Annotated in this window: 18 protein-coding genes; 15 read left to right on the forward strand and 3 right to left on the reverse strand. The window is 73.5% G+C overall.

The genetic code is table 11. From position 1 onward, the window contains the following. Positions 1-19: 19 nt before the first annotated feature. The 10 genes from GA0070613_RS15395 to GA0070613_RS15440 are packed head-to-tail and all read left to right on the forward strand — an operon-like array spanning position 20 to position 7,966. Positions 20-817, forward strand: a complete 798-nt coding sequence (locus GA0070613_RS15395) for a 2-keto-4-pentenoate hydratase (RefSeq protein WP_089012934.1) — start codon at positions 20-22, stop codon at positions 815-817. A 52-nt stretch (positions 818-869) separates the two neighbouring features. Beyond that, positions 870-1,799, forward strand: coding sequence for an acetaldehyde dehydrogenase (acetylating) (locus GA0070613_RS15400; protein WP_089012935.1), 930 nt, complete (start codon positions 870-872; stop codon positions 1,797-1,799). Then, complete coding sequence (dmpG, locus tag GA0070613_RS15405) at positions 1,796-2,869, forward strand: 4-hydroxy-2-oxovalerate aldolase (RefSeq protein ID WP_089012936.1); 1,074 nt, start codon at positions 1,796-1,798, stop codon at positions 2,867-2,869. The genes GA0070613_RS15400 and dmpG overlap by 4 nt, the downstream gene beginning before the upstream one ends. A 56-nt stretch (positions 2,870-2,925) precedes the next feature. Further along, positions 2,926-3,699 carry a 2-keto-4-pentenoate hydratase gene (locus tag GA0070613_RS15410; protein ID WP_089012937.1) on the forward strand — a complete coding sequence of 258 codons (774 nt, stop codon included), beginning with the start codon at positions 2,926-2,928 and terminating at the stop codon, positions 3,697-3,699. Beyond that, positions 3,696-4,118: a RidA family protein gene (locus GA0070613_RS15415; RefSeq protein ID WP_089012938.1), complete on the forward strand. Its 423-nt coding sequence runs from the start codon at positions 3,696-3,698 to the stop codon at positions 4,116-4,118. The genes GA0070613_RS15410 and GA0070613_RS15415 overlap by 4 nt, the downstream gene beginning before the upstream one ends. Then, entirely contained in the window at positions 4,115-4,639 is a 525-nt protein-coding gene (locus GA0070613_RS15420; RefSeq protein WP_089012939.1) for a 3-hydroxyanthranilate 3,4-dioxygenase, read from the forward strand. Before GA0070613_RS15415 ends, GA0070613_RS15420 begins: the two co-directional genes overlap by 4 nt. Then, positions 4,639-5,670 carry an amidohydrolase family protein gene (locus GA0070613_RS15425; RefSeq protein ID WP_089012940.1) on the forward strand — a complete coding sequence of 344 codons (1,032 nt, stop codon included), beginning with the start codon at positions 4,639-4,641 and terminating at the stop codon, positions 5,668-5,670. Before GA0070613_RS15420 ends, GA0070613_RS15425 begins: the two co-directional genes overlap by 1 nt. 39 nt (positions 5,671-5,709) lie before the next feature. After that, entirely contained in the window at positions 5,710-7,215 is a 1,506-nt protein-coding gene (locus GA0070613_RS15430) for an amidase (protein ID WP_089012941.1), read from the forward strand. 54 nt (positions 7,216-7,269) lie between these two features. Next, entirely contained in the window at positions 7,270-7,572 is a 303-nt protein-coding gene (gene ctaJ / locus GA0070613_RS15435; RefSeq protein ID WP_456299205.1) for an aa3-type cytochrome oxidase subunit CtaJ, read from the forward strand. Then, positions 7,559-7,966 (forward strand): DUF5130 family protein, encoded by a 408-nt coding sequence (locus tag GA0070613_RS15440; RefSeq protein ID WP_089012943.1) that lies wholly within the window; start codon positions 7,559-7,561, stop codon positions 7,964-7,966. The genes ctaJ and GA0070613_RS15440 overlap by 14 nt, the downstream gene beginning before the upstream one ends. A 168-nt stretch (positions 7,967-8,134) precedes the next feature. On the opposite strand, the gene pepN is transcribed toward GA0070613_RS15440, so the two are convergent. Continuing rightward, a complete protein-coding gene (pepN, locus tag GA0070613_RS15445) occupies positions 8,135-10,681 on the reverse strand; it encodes an aminopeptidase N (RefSeq protein ID WP_089012944.1) in 2,547 nt (848 codons plus the stop codon). 218 nt (positions 10,682-10,899) lie between these two features. Between pepN and GA0070613_RS15450 the strand changes: the two genes are divergently transcribed. From GA0070613_RS15450 to GA0070613_RS15465, 4 genes are all read left to right on the forward strand, one after another. Continuing rightward, a complete protein-coding gene (locus GA0070613_RS15450) occupies positions 10,900-11,523 on the forward strand; it encodes a mycothiol-dependent nitroreductase Rv2466c family protein (RefSeq protein ID WP_089012945.1) in 624 nt (207 codons plus the stop codon). A 136-nt stretch (positions 11,524-11,659) separates the two neighbouring features. After that, positions 11,660-12,019, forward strand: a complete 360-nt coding sequence (locus tag GA0070613_RS15455) for a hypothetical protein (RefSeq protein ID WP_089012946.1) — start codon at positions 11,660-11,662, stop codon at positions 12,017-12,019. Between the two features lie 77 nt (positions 12,020-12,096). Beyond that, the gene (locus GA0070613_RS15460; protein WP_089012947.1) at positions 12,097-13,296 is read left to right on the forward strand and encodes a DUF1015 family protein; all 1,200 of its coding nucleotides are present in this window, start codon (positions 12,097-12,099) and stop codon (positions 13,294-13,296) included. A gap of 71 nt (positions 13,297-13,367) precedes the next feature. Beyond that, entirely contained in the window at positions 13,368-13,838 is a 471-nt protein-coding gene (locus GA0070613_RS15465; protein ID WP_089012948.1) for a ribose-5-phosphate isomerase, read from the forward strand. 5 nt (positions 13,839-13,843) lie between these two features. On the opposite strand, the gene GA0070613_RS15470 is transcribed toward GA0070613_RS15465, so the two are convergent. Both GA0070613_RS15470 and GA0070613_RS15475 read right to left on the reverse strand, forming a co-directional pair. Continuing rightward, on the reverse strand, positions 13,844-14,173 hold the full coding sequence (locus GA0070613_RS15470) for a hypothetical protein (protein ID WP_089012949.1): 330 nt from the start codon (positions 14,171-14,173) through the stop codon (positions 13,844-13,846). A 37-nt stretch (positions 14,174-14,210) separates the two neighbouring features. Next, positions 14,211-15,434 carry a GNAT family N-acetyltransferase gene (locus GA0070613_RS15475; protein ID WP_089012950.1) on the reverse strand — a complete coding sequence of 408 codons (1,224 nt, stop codon included), beginning with the start codon at positions 15,432-15,434 and terminating at the stop codon, positions 14,211-14,213. A gap of 98 nt (positions 15,435-15,532) precedes the next feature. Between GA0070613_RS15475 and GA0070613_RS15480 the strand changes: the two genes are divergently transcribed. Continuing rightward, on the forward strand, positions 15,533-16,060 hold the full coding sequence (locus GA0070613_RS15480) for a hypothetical protein (protein WP_089012951.1): 528 nt from the start codon (positions 15,533-15,535) through the stop codon (positions 16,058-16,060). The last annotated feature ends 20 nt before the right edge of the window (positions 16,061-16,080 follow it).

Raw genomic sequence — 16,080 nt, forward strand, 5'->3', positions numbered from 1 at the left:
ACGAAGCGTCAGGCGGAGCATGAGCGATATCGAGTCGGCGGCGCGGGAACTCACCGCGGCCCGGGAGAGCGGGAAGCCCTGCCCGCCGCTGCGTGGCCGGCTGCTGCCCGATGGGGACGTCGAGTCGGCGTACCAGGTGCAGCAGCGCCAGGCCCAGGCCCGGTGGGACCGGGGCGAGCGCCGGGTGGGCGCGAAGATCGGGCTGACCTCCCGCGCGGTGCAGGAGAACTTCGGCGTCTACCAGCCGGACTTCGGCGTGCTGACCGACGTCATGGCGGTCGGCGACGGCGTCGAGGTGGCGATCGACCGGCTGCTCCAGCCCCGGGTGGAGGCGGAGATCGCCTTCGTGCTCGGCGCGGACCTGACCGAGGAGCGGCTCACCACCGTCGACCTGATCCGGGCCGTCGACCACGTGCTGCCGGCCATCGAGATCGTCGACTCGCGGATCGCCGGCTGGGACATCTCCATCGTGGACACGGTGGCGGACAACGCCTCCAGCGGGCTCTTCGTGCTCGGCACCACGCCGCGCCGGCTCGCCGACGTGGACCTGCGGCTGTGCGGGATGGTCCTGGAACACGCCGGGGAGCCGGTCTCGGTCGGCGCCGGGGCGGCCTGCCTGGGCAATCCGCTGCACGCGCTGGAGTGGCTGGCCGGCACCATGGCCCGCGCCGGTGACCCGCTCCGCGCCGGCGACGTGGTGCTCTCCGGGGCGCTCGGCCCGATGGTCCCGGTGACGCCCGGCGCGGCGTACGAGGCGCGGATCTCCGGGCTCGGCTCGGTGCGGACCTGTTTCTCATTGTCTGGGGAGGCGGCGTGAGCGCGGGGAGTGAGCTTGCGAGCCCCGCAGTCGCGAACGAAGGGGACTCAGCGTGACTGTCGGGGTGGCGGTGATCGGGTCAGGCAACATCGGTACCGATCTGATGATCAAGGTGCTCCGGCTGTCGGAGTCGCTGCGGATGGTGGCGATGGCCGGCATCGACCCGGACTCCGACGGGCTGGCCCGGGCCCGGCGGCTCGGCGTGGCCACCACCGCCGAGGGCGTGGACGGCCTGGTGGCACTGCCCGAGTTCGCGGACGTCGAGCTGGTCTTCGACGCCACCTCGGCCGGCGCGCACCGGCACAACGACGCAGTGCTCCGGGCCCACGGCCGGACCGTGGTGGACCTGACCCCGGCGGCCATCGGCCCGTACGTGGTGCCGCCGGTAAACCTCGACGAGCACCTGCATGAGACCAACGTGAACATGGTGACCTGCGGCGGGCAGGCGACCGTGCCGATCGTCGCCGCCGTCGGCCGGGTCACCCCGGTCGCGTACGGGGAGATCGTCGCGTCGATCGCCTCGAAGTCGGCCGGCCCCGGCACCCGGGCCAACATCGACGAGTTCACCGAGACCACCGCCCGCGCCATCGAGGTCGTCGGCGGGGCGGAACGCGGCAAGGCGATCATCGTGCTGAACCCGGCCGACCCGCCGCTGCTGATGCGGGACACGGTCTACTGCCTCTGCCCGGACGCCGACGCCGACCGGGCGGCCGTCGCGGCCTCCGTCGCGGACATGGTGGCCACGGTGCAGGACTACGTCCCCGGCTACCGGCTCAAGCAGGACGTGCAGTTCGACCGGGTGGACGCGTACGTGCCGTCGCTGGGGCGGCACCTCACCGGACTCCAGGTCTCGGTCTTCCTGGAGGTCTCCGGGGCCGGCCACTACCTGCCCGCGTACGCCGGGAACCTGGACATCATGACCTCGGCCGCGCTGCGCACCGCGGAGCGGCTGGTCGCGCTGCGGGAGGTAGCCACCCGATGACCGACCTGTACATCCAGGACGTGACGCTGCGGGACGGCATGCACGCCATCGCCCACCGCTACACCGTCGACCAGGTCCGCACCATCGCCGCCGCGCTGGACGCGGCCGGGGTGGCCGCGATCGAGGTGGCGCACGGCGACGGCCTGGCCGGCTCCAGCGTCAACTACGGCCACGGCGCGGCCAGCGACGCCGACTGGATCTCCGCCGCCGCGGAGGTGATGACCAGCGCCCGGCTCACCACCCTGCTGCTGCCCGGGATCGGCACCATCGCCGACCTGAGAGCGGCGAAGGCGCTCGGGGTGACCAGCGTCCGGATCGCCACTCACTGCACCGAGGCGGACATCTCCGCCCAGCACATCTCCTGGGCCCGGGAGAACGGCATGGACGTCTCCGGGTTCCTGATGATGTCGCACATGAACGACCCGGCCGGGCTCGCGGCCCAGGCCAAGCTGATGGAGTCGTACGGCGCGCACTGCGTCTACGTCACCGACTCCGGCGGCCGGCTGCTGATGTCCGACGTGGCGCAGCGCGTCGACGCCTACCGGCAGGTGCTCGAACCGGAGACGCAGATCGGCATCCACGCCCACCACAACCTGTCGCTCGGGGTGGCCAACAGCGTGCTCGCCGTAGAGCACGGCCGGATCACCGGCGACGCCCCCGCCGGCCCGGACGCCCCGCAGGGCCGCACCGTCCGGGTCGACGCCTCGCTGGCCGGGATGGGCGCTGGCGCGGGCAACGCCCCGCTGGAGGTCTTCGTCGCGGTCGCCGAGCTGCACGGCTGGAAGCACGGCTGCGACGTGTTCGCGCTGATGGACGCCGCCGACGACGTCGTCCGCCCGCTCCAGGACCGGCCGGTCCAGGTCGACCGGGAGACCCTTTCCCTGGGCTACGCGGGCGTCTACTCCAGCTTCCTCCGGCACGCCGAACGCGCCTCCGCGAAGTACGGCGTGGACGTCCGCTCCATCCTGGTGGAGCTGGGCCGGCGCCGGATGGTCGGCGGCCAGGAGGACATGATCGTGGACGTGGCGCTGGACCTCGCCGGTCGGCGAGAGCAGGAGGAGGTCTCGTGAGCGCGAGGAGTGAGCCGGGTTTGCGAGCCCCGCAGTCGCGAACGAAAGGTGGCGCTGTGATCGGCATCGACACGGCGGGCATCGCCGAGCAGCTCGGCACGGCGGCCGACACGGCCACCGCGATCCCGCAGCTCGCCGCCGAGACCGGCCTCGACGTCGACGGCGCGTACGCGGTGCAGACCGCGCTGGTGCAGCGCCGCCTCGACCGGGGCGAGCGGCTGGTCGGGCTGAAGATGGGGCTGACCAGCAAGGCGAAGATGGTCCAGATGGGCGTGGACGAGGTCATCTGGGGCCGGCTCACCGACGTGATGCGGGTGCCCGACGGCGGCACGGTCGACGTCGGCGACTTCATCCACCCGCGGGTCGAGCCGGAGGTGGCCTTCCTGCTGGACCGGCTGCCGGAGCCCGGCGAGGCGCTGGGCTCCTTCGCCGACGCGGTCCGCGCGGTGGCCCCGGCGATCGAGCTGATCGACTCCCGGTACGCCAACTTCACCTTCTCCCTGCCGGACGTGATCGCCGACAACACCTCGGCCGCCGCGTTCGTCGTCGGGCCGTGGTCGCCGGTGCCGGACGGGCTGGACAACCTCGGCGTGCTGCTGGAGATCGACGGGCGGGTGGCCCAGGTCGGTTCCACGGCGGCCATCCTCGGCGATCCGCGCCGGGCGCTGGACGAGGGCATCCGGCTGGCCGGGCGGCACGGCGTCCGCCTCCGTGAGGGCTGGGTATTCCTCGCCGGTGCCGCCACGGCCGCCGTCCCGCTGCGTCCGGGCGCCCACGTCCGGGCCGTGGTCGAGCGGCTCGGCACCGCGTCGGTGCGGGCCGCCTCATGACGGCCCGCGTCGTCGGCGGGAAGGCCGTGCCGCGCGGGGCGTTCCCGCACGTCAAGGTCGCGGGTGGGTTCGTCTTCGTCTCCGGTACGTCCTCCCGACGGCCGGACAACACCTTCGCTGGCGTCCAGGTGGACGAGTTCGGCACCACCGACCTCGACATCCGGGTGCAGACCCGGGCCGTCATCGAGAACATCCGGGACCTGCTGCGGTCGGTCGGCGCCGAGCTTTCCGATCTCGTCCAGGTCACCAGCTACCTGGTCAACATGAACGACTTCGGTGGGTACAACGAGGTGTGGGCGGAGTTCTTCGACGCCACCGGGCCGACCCGGACGACGGTGGCGGTGCACCAGTTGCCGCACCCGCACCTGCTGATCGAGATGCAAGCCGTCGCCCTGCTCCCCCAAGGAGGTCAGTCGTGAGTGAGATTGCCGAGCCGTTCAGCTTTCCCGGCTGGATCGCGCAGAACCAGCACCTGCTCAAGCCGCCGGTCGGCAACAAGGAGATGCTGCCGGGCAGCGACGACTTCATCGTCATGGTGGTCGGTGGGCCGAACCAGCGCACCGACTTCCACGTCGACCCGTACGAGGAGTTCTTCTACCAGGTCAAGGGCAACATGCACGTCAACCTGATGACCCCGGACGGGCCGCGTACGGTGCACGTCCGCGAAGGTCAGATGTGGATGCTGCCCCGCAACACCCCGCACTCCCCGCAGCGGCCGGAGGCCGGCTCGATCGGAATGGTGATCGAGCGGGTCCGCGAGGAGGGCACGCTGGAGAAGTTCCAGTGGTACTGCCCGGAGTGCGGGCACAAGGTGCACGAGGTGGAGCTCCAGGTCCGCGACATCGCCGCCGACCTGCCCCCGGTGTTCCAGGAGTTCTACGCCGACGAGAAGGCGCGCACCTGCGAAAAGTGCGGCGCGCTGCACCCGGGCAAGGGCTGATGGCTGTTGCTGGCCGGCCGCCGGGTCCGTCGCGGTCCCCGGTGGTGGACGTGCACACGCATGTCGTACCGAAGGGGTGGCCGGACCTCGCCGCGGCGTGCGGCGGGTCCGGCTGGCCCTGGCTGCGGGTGGACTCCGAGCGCGCCGCCATGATCATGGTGGGGGAGACGGAATTCCGCCCGGTCGGCGCGGAGTGCTGGGACGCGGAGACCCGGCTGGCCGACATGGCCGCCGACGGCGTCGACGTGCAGGTGGTCTCGCCGACCCCGGTCTTCTTCTCCTACGACCGGCCGGCCGACCAGGCCGTGAAGGTGGCCCGGATCTTCAACGACCTCACCGTGCAGGTCACCGCGGCCGGCGGCGACCGGCTGGTGCCGTTCTGCCAGGTGCCGTTGCAGGACCCCGACGCCGCCTGCGCCGAACTGGACCGCTGCCTGGCGGCGGGCCACGTCGGCGTGGAGATCGGCAACCACGTCGGCGACCGCGACCTGGACGACGCGGGGATCGTGCAGTTCCTGACCCACTGCGCCGAGGTGGGTGCGCCGGTCTTCGTGCACCCCTGGGACATGCCGGGCGGCCCCCGGCTGGACCGGTGGATGGCCCGCTGGCTCACCGGCATGCCCGCCGAGACGCACCTGTCGGTGCTGGCGCTGATCCTCGGCGGCGTCTTCGACCGGGTCCCGGAGAGCCTGCGCATCTGCTTCGCACACGGCGGCGGCAGCTTCCCGTTCTGGCTGGGCCGCGCCGACAACGCCTGGCACCGCCGCGGCGACCTGGTACGCGGCGCCTCCACCGCCCCGCCCAGCTCCTACGTCGACCGGTTCAGCGTCGACTCGGTCGTCTTCGAGCCCGCCGCGCTGCGGCTGCTGGTGGACACGATGGGAGAGGACCGGGTGCTGGTCGGCAGCGACTACCCGTACCCGCTGGGGGAGCGGCCGGTCGGCGCGGTGGTCCGCAAGGCCGACTTCCTCACCGCCGACCAGCGCGACAAGCTCCTCTCCCGCAACGCCCTGCGCTTCCTGTACGGCTGACCACCGGCCGTGCGGAGCCGCGACCGGGCGGGTCGGCGCGTGAGAAGTGCGCCGGGCCGATCATCCGGGCAGGATGGCGGCAGGGCCGAGCCGCACGACCTGACCGCGCTGGAGCAGGCCGCCGCGATCGCCCGCGGCGAGCTGTCCAGCGTGGAGCTGGTCGGGCACCAGCTGACCCGGGTGGACGCGCTCGGCGACACGGTCGGCGCGTTCGTCACCGTGACGCCGGAGCTGGCCGTCGAGGCGGCCCGCGCCGCCGACGCGGCGCCGGCCGAGCAGCGCGGTCCGCTGCACGGCGTACCGACCGCGATCAAGGACCTCACCCTGACCGCCGGGGTGCGGACCACCTTCGGCTCCGCCGCCTTCGCCGACTTCGTGCCGCCGGTCGACGCCGACGTGGTCCGGTTCATCAGGGCCGCCGGGCTGGTCAGCCTCGGCAAGACCACCACCTCCGAGCTGGGCTGCTCGCTCTACTCCGAGGGGCTGGTCGCGCCACCGGCCCGCAACCCGTGGGACCTCGCGTACACGGCGGGCGGGTCCAGCGGTGGCGCGGCGGCCGCGGTGGCGGCCGGGCTGGTGCCGGTGGCCCAGGGCTCCGACGGCGGCGGCTCGCTGCGCATCCCGGCGTCGCTCTGCGGCCTGGTCGGCTACAAGCCCAGCCGGGGACTGGTCTCCAGCGGGCCGCTCGGCTTCGGCGCGTTCGGGCTGCCGACGAACGGCCCCATCGGGCGGACCGTCGCCGACGTCGCCGCGCTGCTCGACGTCATGGCGCAACCGGCGCCCGGCGAGCCCTACCTGCCCCCGGCCGCCCCCGCCGGCGGTTACCTGGCCGCGGCCCGCGAGGCCGCGCCGGGCCGGCTGCGGATCGGCCGCTTCACCACCCCGATGCTCGCCGAGGAGCCCATCCACCCCGACTCCGTCGTCGCCGTCGACCTGGCCGCCGGGCTGCTCACCGCGGCCGGCCACGAGGTGGTCGAGGTGCCCGCGCCGCTCGGCCCCGAGGCGTGGCCGCTCTTCGAGACCGTCTGGTACGTCCTGGCGCTCTCCCCGGTGCCGCCCGAGCGGGAGAGCGAGCTGCTGCCGCTGACCCGGCTCCTCCGCTCCCGGGGCGCGGCGGTCGGCGCCGGCGCGCTGATGGCCACCCTCGGCGAGCTGCAGGCCCAGGTGCGCCTCGGCGCCCGCCGGACCGCCGGCTGTGACCTGCTGCTCTGCCCGACGCTGGCCGCGCCGCAGGCGCCGGTGGGTTCGTTCGCCGCCCTCGACCCGGCCGAGGATTTCGACCGGCAGCGCCGGTTCTCGCCCTACTGCGCGATTTTCAACGTGACCGGCGAACCGTCCGTTTCGCTGCCGGTCGGCCGTACCGCCGGAGGGTTGCCCGTCGGGGTACTCCTCACCGGCCGGTACGGCGCCGACGCCGCATTGATCGCCACCGCCGCGCAACTGGAGCACGCGAGTGGCGGGTGGGATCACCACCCCGCAATCTGGCGGGCCGTCGACTCCGCTAACGTGAATACCACAAGCGGAGTCGGGGAATCGTCTCCTTGATCGTCCACCCGACCCGGAATTCCTGGTCTAACTTTCCGCCTGGGGGCGTTGGGGTTGTCTGTTACCGAGACGTTGCTGGTCTTCGTCGGCATCCCGGCGGCCGCGGTGCTGGTGATCGCCGGACTGGCACTCGCCGGCGGCCGTGGCGGCAGTGGCGGCGCGAAGCGCTACCGGCCGGGCCGACCCTTCGACTTCACTCCGGTCTGGTTCCTCGGCCGCCCGGAGCAGCTGGCCGACTCGGCCGGCACCGCGCTGGCGGCGGGCGCGCAGGCGCCGGCGCTGACCAGCCACAAGCTTGAGAAGGCCGGCGTCGAGGCGCCGGCCGGTGGAACCGGAGGCGCAAGTGACCGTTGGTGAGAAGCAGACCGGGACGGGTACCCCGCCCGAGGTGCTGGACGGGCCGTTCTCGACCCGCCAGCTGCTCCGCATCGACGAGGCGCTCCGCCTGGCCGACCAGGGCACCGGCCTGGTCTTCTCGGTCTACGTGGGCGGTCTCGACGAGCCGATCCGGGAGCACGCCCAGCGGCTGCACCGCCAGCTCGCCGAGCCCGACAAGTCGGTCCTGATCGCCGTGTCGCCCAACCAGCGGCAGCTGGAGATCGTCACCGGTCGGTACGCGCGCAAGCGCATCCCGGACACGTACGCCAAGCTCGCCGCGCTCTCCATGGTGGCCTCCTTCGGCGGCGGCGACCTGGCCGGCGGCATCATCCAGGGCCTCGACCAGCTCGCCAGCCACGCCGGCAAGGGCTGATCCTCGCTACGCGAAAAGCCCGGCCCGCGAACGCGGGCCGGGCTTTTGCTGTCACCGCGTCGCCGATCTGACGGTGTCAGGGTGGCGATGATGCCGCCACATCGCCGATCTGGAGTCGATCGTGCGGCGGGGCGGCCCGAGCGACAGCCGGGACCGCCCCGTCGAGCGTCAGGCGCTCCGGGCGTCCTTGGCGCGGGCCTGCAGGGCGCGCACCACGCCGTCGCGGCCCTCGGCGACCAGCCGGCGCAGCGGCGCCGGGTGGCCCTCGCCGGCCAGCCACGCGTCGGTCGCCGCCACCGTCTCCTCCTCGACCAGGTACGCCGGGTAGGCGAGCTGGGTGAACTCCTGCGCCGGCTCGCTGTCCCGGCTGGCCCAGACCTGGGCCACCACCTGGAAGTACTTCTCCCGGTACGGCGCGACCAGGTCGACCTGCGCCGGGTGCGCGAAGCCCTGCAGCAGCGCCCGGTGCCGCCAGTTCGGCAGCGCCTCCGGGCCGGTGAGCTGCGCCCACACCGCCGCCTTGTTCTCCGCCGTCGGCACCAGCGCGTGCGCGTACGCGGCCTCCCGCTCGCCGCTGGCCGTGCGGTCGGTCGCCAGCTCGGCCTCGACCTCGGCGGCACCCGCCGCGCCGTTGGCCACGAGGGCCTGGAGCACCGTCCAGCGCAGCTCGGTGTCCACGGTCAGCCCGGTCGGCACCTCGGCGCCGTCCAGCCAACCGCGCAGCGTCGCCAGGTCCTCGTCGGAGCGGGCCGCCGAGGTGTACGCCCGGGCCCAGGCGAGCTGGAAGCCGCTGCCCGGCTCCGCCGCGGCCAGGGCGTCCTTCGCGGTCCGGGCCAGCTCGGCCCAGCCGGTCGGCGCCCACGCCGGGTCGGCGTAGAAGGTGAGCGTGGTGGTCGCCTGCCGCAGGGTGGCGGTGACCAGGTTGATGTCGGTCTCGGCGGGCAGGCCGGCCAGCACCAGCGCGACGTAGTCGCGGGCGGCGAGCTCGGCGTCGCGGGTCATGTCCCAGGCGGCGGTCCAGCAGAGCGCCCGGGCCAGCGACGACTCGAAGCCGGCGATGTGCTGCACCACGTTCGCCATCGACCGCTCGTCCAGCCGCAGCTTGGTGTACGTCAGGTCGTCGTCGTTGAGCAGCAGCACGTCGGCGGCGGGCTTGCCGTGCAGCGCGGAGAGCTCGGTCTGCTCCCCGGTCACGTCGACCTCGATCCGCTCGCGGCGGATCAGCCGGCCGTCGGTCAGGTCGTAGAGGCCAACCCCGATCCGGTGGGTACGCAGCGTCGGGTGCCCGGCCGGCGCCTCCTGGCGGACCAGCACCCGCTGGTACGCCCCGTCGGCCCCGGTGGTCACCTCGGGGCGCAGCGTGTTGACCTGCGCCGTCTCCAGCCACTGCGCGGCGAACTTGCGCAGCTCCCGGCCGGAGGCGGTCTCCAGCTCCGACAGCAGGTCGTCGAAGGTGGCGTTGCCCCAGGCGTGCTTGCCGAAGTACGCCCGCAGGCCGGCCAGGAACGGCTCCTCGCCGACGTACGCGACGAGCTGCTTGAGCACGCTGGCGCCCTTGGCGTACGTGATGCCGTCGAAGTTGACCTCGACCGCCTCCAGGTCCGGCATCTCACAGTAGACCGGGTGGGTGGAGGAGAGCTGGTCCTGCCGGTAGCCCCAGTTCTTCCGGATGGACAGGAAGGTCGTCCACGCGTCGCGGAACCGGGTGGCGTGGGTGTTGCACCAGTGGCTGGCCCACTCGGCGAACGACTCGTTCAGCCACAGGTCGTTCCACCAGCGCATGGTGACCAGGTCACCGAACCACATGTGCGCCAGCTCGTGCAGGATCGTGTTCGCCCGCTGCTCGTACTCGAAGTCGGTGACCTGCGAGCGGAAGATGTAGTGCGACTCGGCGTGGGTGACGCAGCCGAAGTTCTCCATCGCGCCGGCGTTGAAGTCCGGCACCCAGAGCTGGTCGTACTTGGGCAGCGGGTAGCGCACCCCGAACTTCTCGTGGAAGAAGTCGAAGCCCTGCTTGGTGATCAGGAACAGGTCGTCCGAGTCCAGGTACTGCGCCATGGAGGCCCGGCAGAAGACGCCCAGGTCGATCCCGTCGTGGCTGTCCCGCACCTCGTGGTACGGCCCGGCGCAGAGCGCGGTGATGTAGGTGCTCATCCGCGCCGACTCGGCGAAGTGGACGGTCTTGAGCGCCTCGCCGGCCGGTTCCTCCCGCTCCACCGGCATGTTGGACACCACCCGCCAGTGGTCCGGGACGGTGGCGTGCCAGGTGTAGACGCTCTTCAGGTCGGGCTGGTCGAAGCAGGCGAAGACCTTCTGCGCGTCCGCCGTCTCGAACTGGCTGTACAGGTAGGTCTCCCCGTCGACCGGGTCCACCGTGCGGTGCAGGCCCTGCCCGCTGTTCGAGTACCCGAAGTCCGCGTCCACCACCAGGGTGTTCTCCGCGTCCAGACCGGACAGCGTGAGGCCCTTCTCGGCCGACCAGCCGGAGATGTCGACGGGTGCGCCGTTGAGCGTCGCGGACCGGACCGAGTCGGCGGCCACCTCGATGAACGTGCTCGCCCCCGGCTCGGCGCAGCGGAACCGGACCTCCGTCACCGAGCGGAACGTGCGGCCGGTGGCCTGCACGGCGGTCGACAGGTCAAGGCTGATGTCGTACCCGGTCACGTCGAGCAGGCGGGCCCGCTCGGTGGCCTCGACCTGGGTCAGATTGCGCACTCCCGGCACTGTTCGTCTCCATCCCACTCGCGCCGCGTCCCGGCGGCCCCGCTTCGCCGGCCCGTTCGTGGCGGCCGGTCCGGTCCGAGTCTTCCATGTACCGACACCTTCGGTGGTCGAGGTCACGCTCTCATTCCGGTACCGGTCGATGCCGTCGGGGGTGAGGATCGGGGGAGGCGCCGGGCTCACCGGCGCACCCGTCGTGAAGGGATCTCACCGTGACCGAACGTGTCGCCGTGGACATGTGGTTCGACCCGCTGTGCCCGTGGGCGTGGATCACGTCCCGCTGGCTGCTGGAGGTCGAGAAGGTCCGGCCCGTGGACATCGACTTCCACGTGATGAGCCTGTCCGTGCTCAACGAGGGCCGGGACCTGCCCGAGCAGTACCAGGAACTGATGAAGAGCGGCTGGGGCCCGGTGCGGGTCTGCATCGCCGTCGAGCAGGCGCACGGCCAGGAGGCGGTGGCGAAGCTCTACACCGCGATGGGCAACCGGATCCACCTCGGCAAGGAGCCGCTCGGCCGGGAGATGCTGGTCGGCGCGCTCACCGAGGTCGGGCTGGACCCGGCGCTCGCCGACGCCGCCGAGACCACCGCGTACGACGAGGCGCTGCGGGCCAGCCACGAGGCGGGCATGCGGCCGGTCGGCACCGACGTCGGCACCCCGGTGATCCACGCCCCCGGCCCGGACGGCGACAAGGTCGCCTTCTTCGGCCCGGTGATCACCCCGGCGCCGAAGGGCGAGGCGGCCGGCCGGCTCTGGGACGGCGTGCTGCTGGTCGCCGGAACCCCGGGCTTCTACGAGCTGAAGCGTTCCCGCGAGCTGGGCCCCATCTTCGACTGAGGGCGGAGCCTCCGGCGACGATCCGGAGCCCCGTACCGGCCCCGGCGTCACCGGGCCGGTGCGGGGCTCGTTTCACCGGGTGTCCCCGCCGGCGGCCCGTGGGGCCGCAGCCCGGCAGCTCGGAGGAGGCATTCCGATGGGTAAGCACCGCCGTACGTCCGACGACGCGCCGCAGGAGACGGCGACCGAGGACTCCGGTGCGACGTACTGGTCCGTGGACGAGGCCGACTGGCCGGCCGTCCGGCCGACCCTGCCGGCCGAGATGGTCGACCTGCTGGCCCCGCCGATCGTGGTCGGCGTCGCCCGGGTGGTCGCCACCTCCCGGATGACCCCGCCCGCCGAGGCGGACCTGCCCACCCGCACGCCCGGCCCGATCCGGACCGGCGTCCTGGTCGGCGGTCCGGTGCCGGCGGGCGCGACCACCGTCCGGCTCGCCGGGCCGGCGGGGCCCGGCCGGCACCGCAACGCCCCGGCCCCGCTCGGCCGCAACGGCTGAGCGCGGCCCTTTCATCTGGTGGACGCGGTACGGGTCCGGGTCCGGCGGGCCGGGGGCCTTGGGTAGCGTCGGTGGGCATGACGGTCGTGCATCCGATCAACCGGGCCTGGATCACCACTGGCGGCACCGGCGCGCAGAACTACGACGAGTTCGCCGACGACGCGGAGATCACCGCGATCATCGAGGCGAACCCGCACAGTGCCCTCGGCGTCGAGATGCCCCACCGGGCGCCGGAGAGCCTCGGCAAGACCTTCCTCGACGCCCTCCCCGACGCGGTCGCCCGCCTGACCGAGGCCAAGGCGGACGGCAGCTACACCCCGGCGGAGCAGGTCGTGGTGCTCTACCGGATCAGCGCGCCGGGCGAGGAACCCGCGTACGGGCTGTTCGCCATGGTCGACACCGACCAGATCTCCACCCGGGCCGACGAGCCGGGCCTGGTGATCCGCAACGAGGACGTCTTCATCGCCAAGGTGCGGGAGCGGGTTGCCCTGGCCGAGGCGCTCGGGCACCTGCTCTCGCCCGTACTGCTGCTCCAGACCGGGCGCGGCGACGAGCTGCACGCCGCGCTCGCGGCGGCGACCGAGTCGGCCGGCGCGCCCGCCGCGACCGACGTCGACCAGTCCGGGCGGACGCACGCCATCTGGCTGCTGGGACCCGGCCCCGAGCAGGACGAGCTGACCGCCCTCGCCGGTGGCGGCGAGCTGGTGGTCGCCGACGGCAACCACCGCAGCCTGGCCGCGCAGACCGGCGGGCTGCCCCGCTTCCTCTCGGTGATCACCACGCCGGCGTCGGTGGCCATCCAGCCCTACAACCGGCTGGTCAGCGAGCTGACCACCACGCCGGCGGAGCTGCTCGACCGGCTCCGCGCCGCCGGCGCGGAGATCACCGGGATCGACGGCCCGGTCGAGGTCCCGGCGGCCGGCGGCGCCGTCCACCTCTACCTCGCCGGTCAGGGGTACGCGGTGACCCTGCCGCACGTCGACGGCGGCCGGCTGGAGAACCTCGACCACGCCCTGGTCGAGCGGCTGCTGCTGCGCGACGCGCTCGGCCTCGACCCGGGCGACAAGCGGATCACCTACGTGGGCGGCGACTACCCGGCGAGCTGGCTCACCGGGGAGGTCGACGCCGGCCGGGCCGAGCTGGCCGTCCTCGTCGCCCCGGTGACCGTGGACGACTTCGTCGCGGTCAACCTCGCCCGGGAGAAGATGCCGCGCAAGAGCACCTGGTTCACCCCGAAGGCCCGCGGCGGCCTGGTGGCCGCCGAGCTGTCCCGCTGAGCTGTGACGAATCCGCCTCCGTCTCGCCGCCCGCCCGGCGGCACGGAGGCCGGCCTGACAGACTGCGCGGTATGCGCGTCTACCTGGGATCCGATCACGCCGGTTTCGAGCTGAAGGTGCACCTGGCCAACCACCTGGCCACGCAGGGGTACGAGGTGGTCGACGTCGGCCCGCACGCCTTCGACCCGGACGACGACTACCCGGCGTTCTGCCTGCACACCGGTGACCGGGTGGTCAACGATCCGGGCAGCCTCGGCGTGGTCATCGGCGGCTCCGGCAACGGCGAGCAGATCGCCGCGAACAAGGTCGCCGGCGTCCGCGCGGCGCTCGCCTGGAACATCGACACCGCGCAGCTGGCCCGGGAGCACAACGACGCCAACATCATCGCGGTCGGCGCCCGCCAGCACACCCTGGACGAGGCGACCGCCCTGGTCGAGGCGTTCCTGACCACGCCGTTCTCCGGCAACCCCCGGCACTCCCGGCGGATCGCCCAGGTCGCGTCGTACGAGCAGACCCGCGAGCTGCCCGACCTGCCTGCCTGATCGCGTCAGCGGCCGGGGCGGGGGAGGTCCTCGCGGGGCACCCAGTTGCGCCGGATGATCACCACGCGGGCCTCGGCCTCGGCGAGATCCGCGTCGGTCGGCCGGGCGGCGTCCCGGGCCCGCAGCGCGGCGGTCACCCCGACCTGCGACGAGCCGGAACCGACCAGGCCGCGCAGCCCCCGCTCGCCCTCCTCGGCGGGGCCGGGGCGGCGGCCGCGGGGCGGCTCGTCGTGCACCCCGGCCGTCGTGGCACTCGGCCCGTCCGGGGCCGGCGAACCGGTCTCGGCCTCGCCGTGGTGCCGCAGCCGTCGGCGCCGTCGCTCCACATCACCCATCAGCCGACCGTACCGTCTCGGCGACCCGCCGGGCCCGTCAGAACACCTCCATCGGGGCCGGGGCGCGGTGCCAGCCGAACGCCGGACCGGCCGCCGCGAGCGACCTCGGCACCAGTTCCCGGACCCGGCCGGCGGCGGCGAGCGCCCCGAGTCCGGCGCCGCCCAGGTAGAGCTCGCCGAGGGCGCGTACGTCGCAGGCGAGCTGGGCCGACGCGGCGGTGGCCGTGCAGGTCGCGCCCGACGGGCCGCCGACCAGGTGCCACCGGCCGGCGTTCTCCGGCAGCAGCTCGTCGGTGACCTCGATCACCACGTCGAGGTCGGTGGCGTACCGGCGGGCGGCCAGCGCGGCGGGCAGGTCGACCACGCGTACCCAGAGCCCGTCGGAGAGCTGGGCGCCGAGCTGCCGCGGCTCGTTCACCAGCCACAACAGCGGCTCGTCCACGGCGGCGGTACGGAAGGACAGCCGCCGGGTCAGGTCGATCGAGAGCAGCAGCCGCCACAGCGCCAGGTACGCGTCGGGGTTTTCCGCGACCATCTCGTCGACCCGGACCTCGCCGCGCGGGCCGCCGCGGTCCCACTCGTCCTTCGTCCGGAACAGCGCGTACCCGTCGAGCCCCGCCGCCCCCTCGTGCAGCAGCACCCGCCGCTCGGTGGCACCCTCCCGCAGGCTCTTCACGTCGGCCAGCACGTACCGCCACCAGCGCTCGTCCCGGTCCGACCAGCCGGCGCGGTGAGCGCGGACCCGGTCGTACAGCCGGGCCAGCTCGGCCGGCCGCGCGGCCGGCTGGTCCAGGCGGAGCGTGCCCGCGACGGACGCCGCCTGCTCCGGCAGGCGCAGTTCGGTGGTGTCGCAGCTGATGGTGAGCCGCTGCGCGGCCAGGCCGTAGCCGAACCGGGGGTAGATCCGACCCTCGCTGGCCCAGAGCACCGCGACCGGCTCCCGGCCGGCGTCGCGGATCTCCCGCAGCTGGCGGCGCATCAGAGCGGTGAGCAGGCCCCGGCGGCGGTGGGTCGGGGCGACCGAGACCCCCGTCACGTGCGCCGCCGGCACGCTGGCGCCGGGCACCCCCAGCTCCCGGGTGAACGCCGCGGCGTACGCGACCGCCGTCGTGCCGTCGCGGACCAGCAGCCCGCGTTCCGGTTCGAAGATCCCTCGCTCGACCTCCAGCAGCTCCGGGTCGAGACCGACGTGGAAGGCCAGGGCCAGCAGCCCGGCGATCTCGTCGAAATCCTCGGCGCGGGGCACCACCACATCGGTCATCGGATGTGTGTAACGCATCACCGGCGGGGTCGGCGACCGATTTGCCGGCTCGCTACCCTCGGAAACGTGGCCGGCGTCGGTCACGGGGAGGACACGAGATGGCGGACCAGACCCAGCCGTGGGCCGAGCGCACCGTGGAGGTGCCGCCGCAGCCCGGGGTGCCGACCCAGCGGGACCCGTACCGGCGGGGGGTGGCCTCGGTGGGCCAGCGGCGCACCCCGCGCACCGAGCAGTTCCCCACCGCCGACCCCGCCGACTGGTCCGGCGGCTCCGCCCCGCGCCGGCCGATGGGCTGGCACCTGGCCCAGCTGCGCCGCGGCGGCGAGTGGAGCGCGGCGGGCGGCCTCTTCGCCTTCGTCTGCTGGGGCATCTGGGCGATCTCCGGCCGCGGTGACCTGACCGCGCCGCTGCTGACCTTCGTGCTGAGCCTGCTCACCGCGGTCGGCCTCTTCGCGCTCTCCCGCCTGCTCGGCCGGCTGATCTGGGAGCGCCAGCTGGGCCGGGTCCGGCGCAGCGCCCGTGGCGCGCACCTGGTGACGGCGCTCTTCCTGGCCGGCGTGGGGGTCGCCTACCTTCAGCAGACCGAGTGGGTCGTGACGGCCTGGAACTGGGTCACCGGCAACTGATCCCGGTACCCGCGGGCGGG

The organism is Micromonospora inositola (genome assembly GCF_900090285.1).
GTDB lineage: Bacteria > Actinomycetota > Actinomycetes > Mycobacteriales > Micromonosporaceae > Micromonospora > Micromonospora inositola.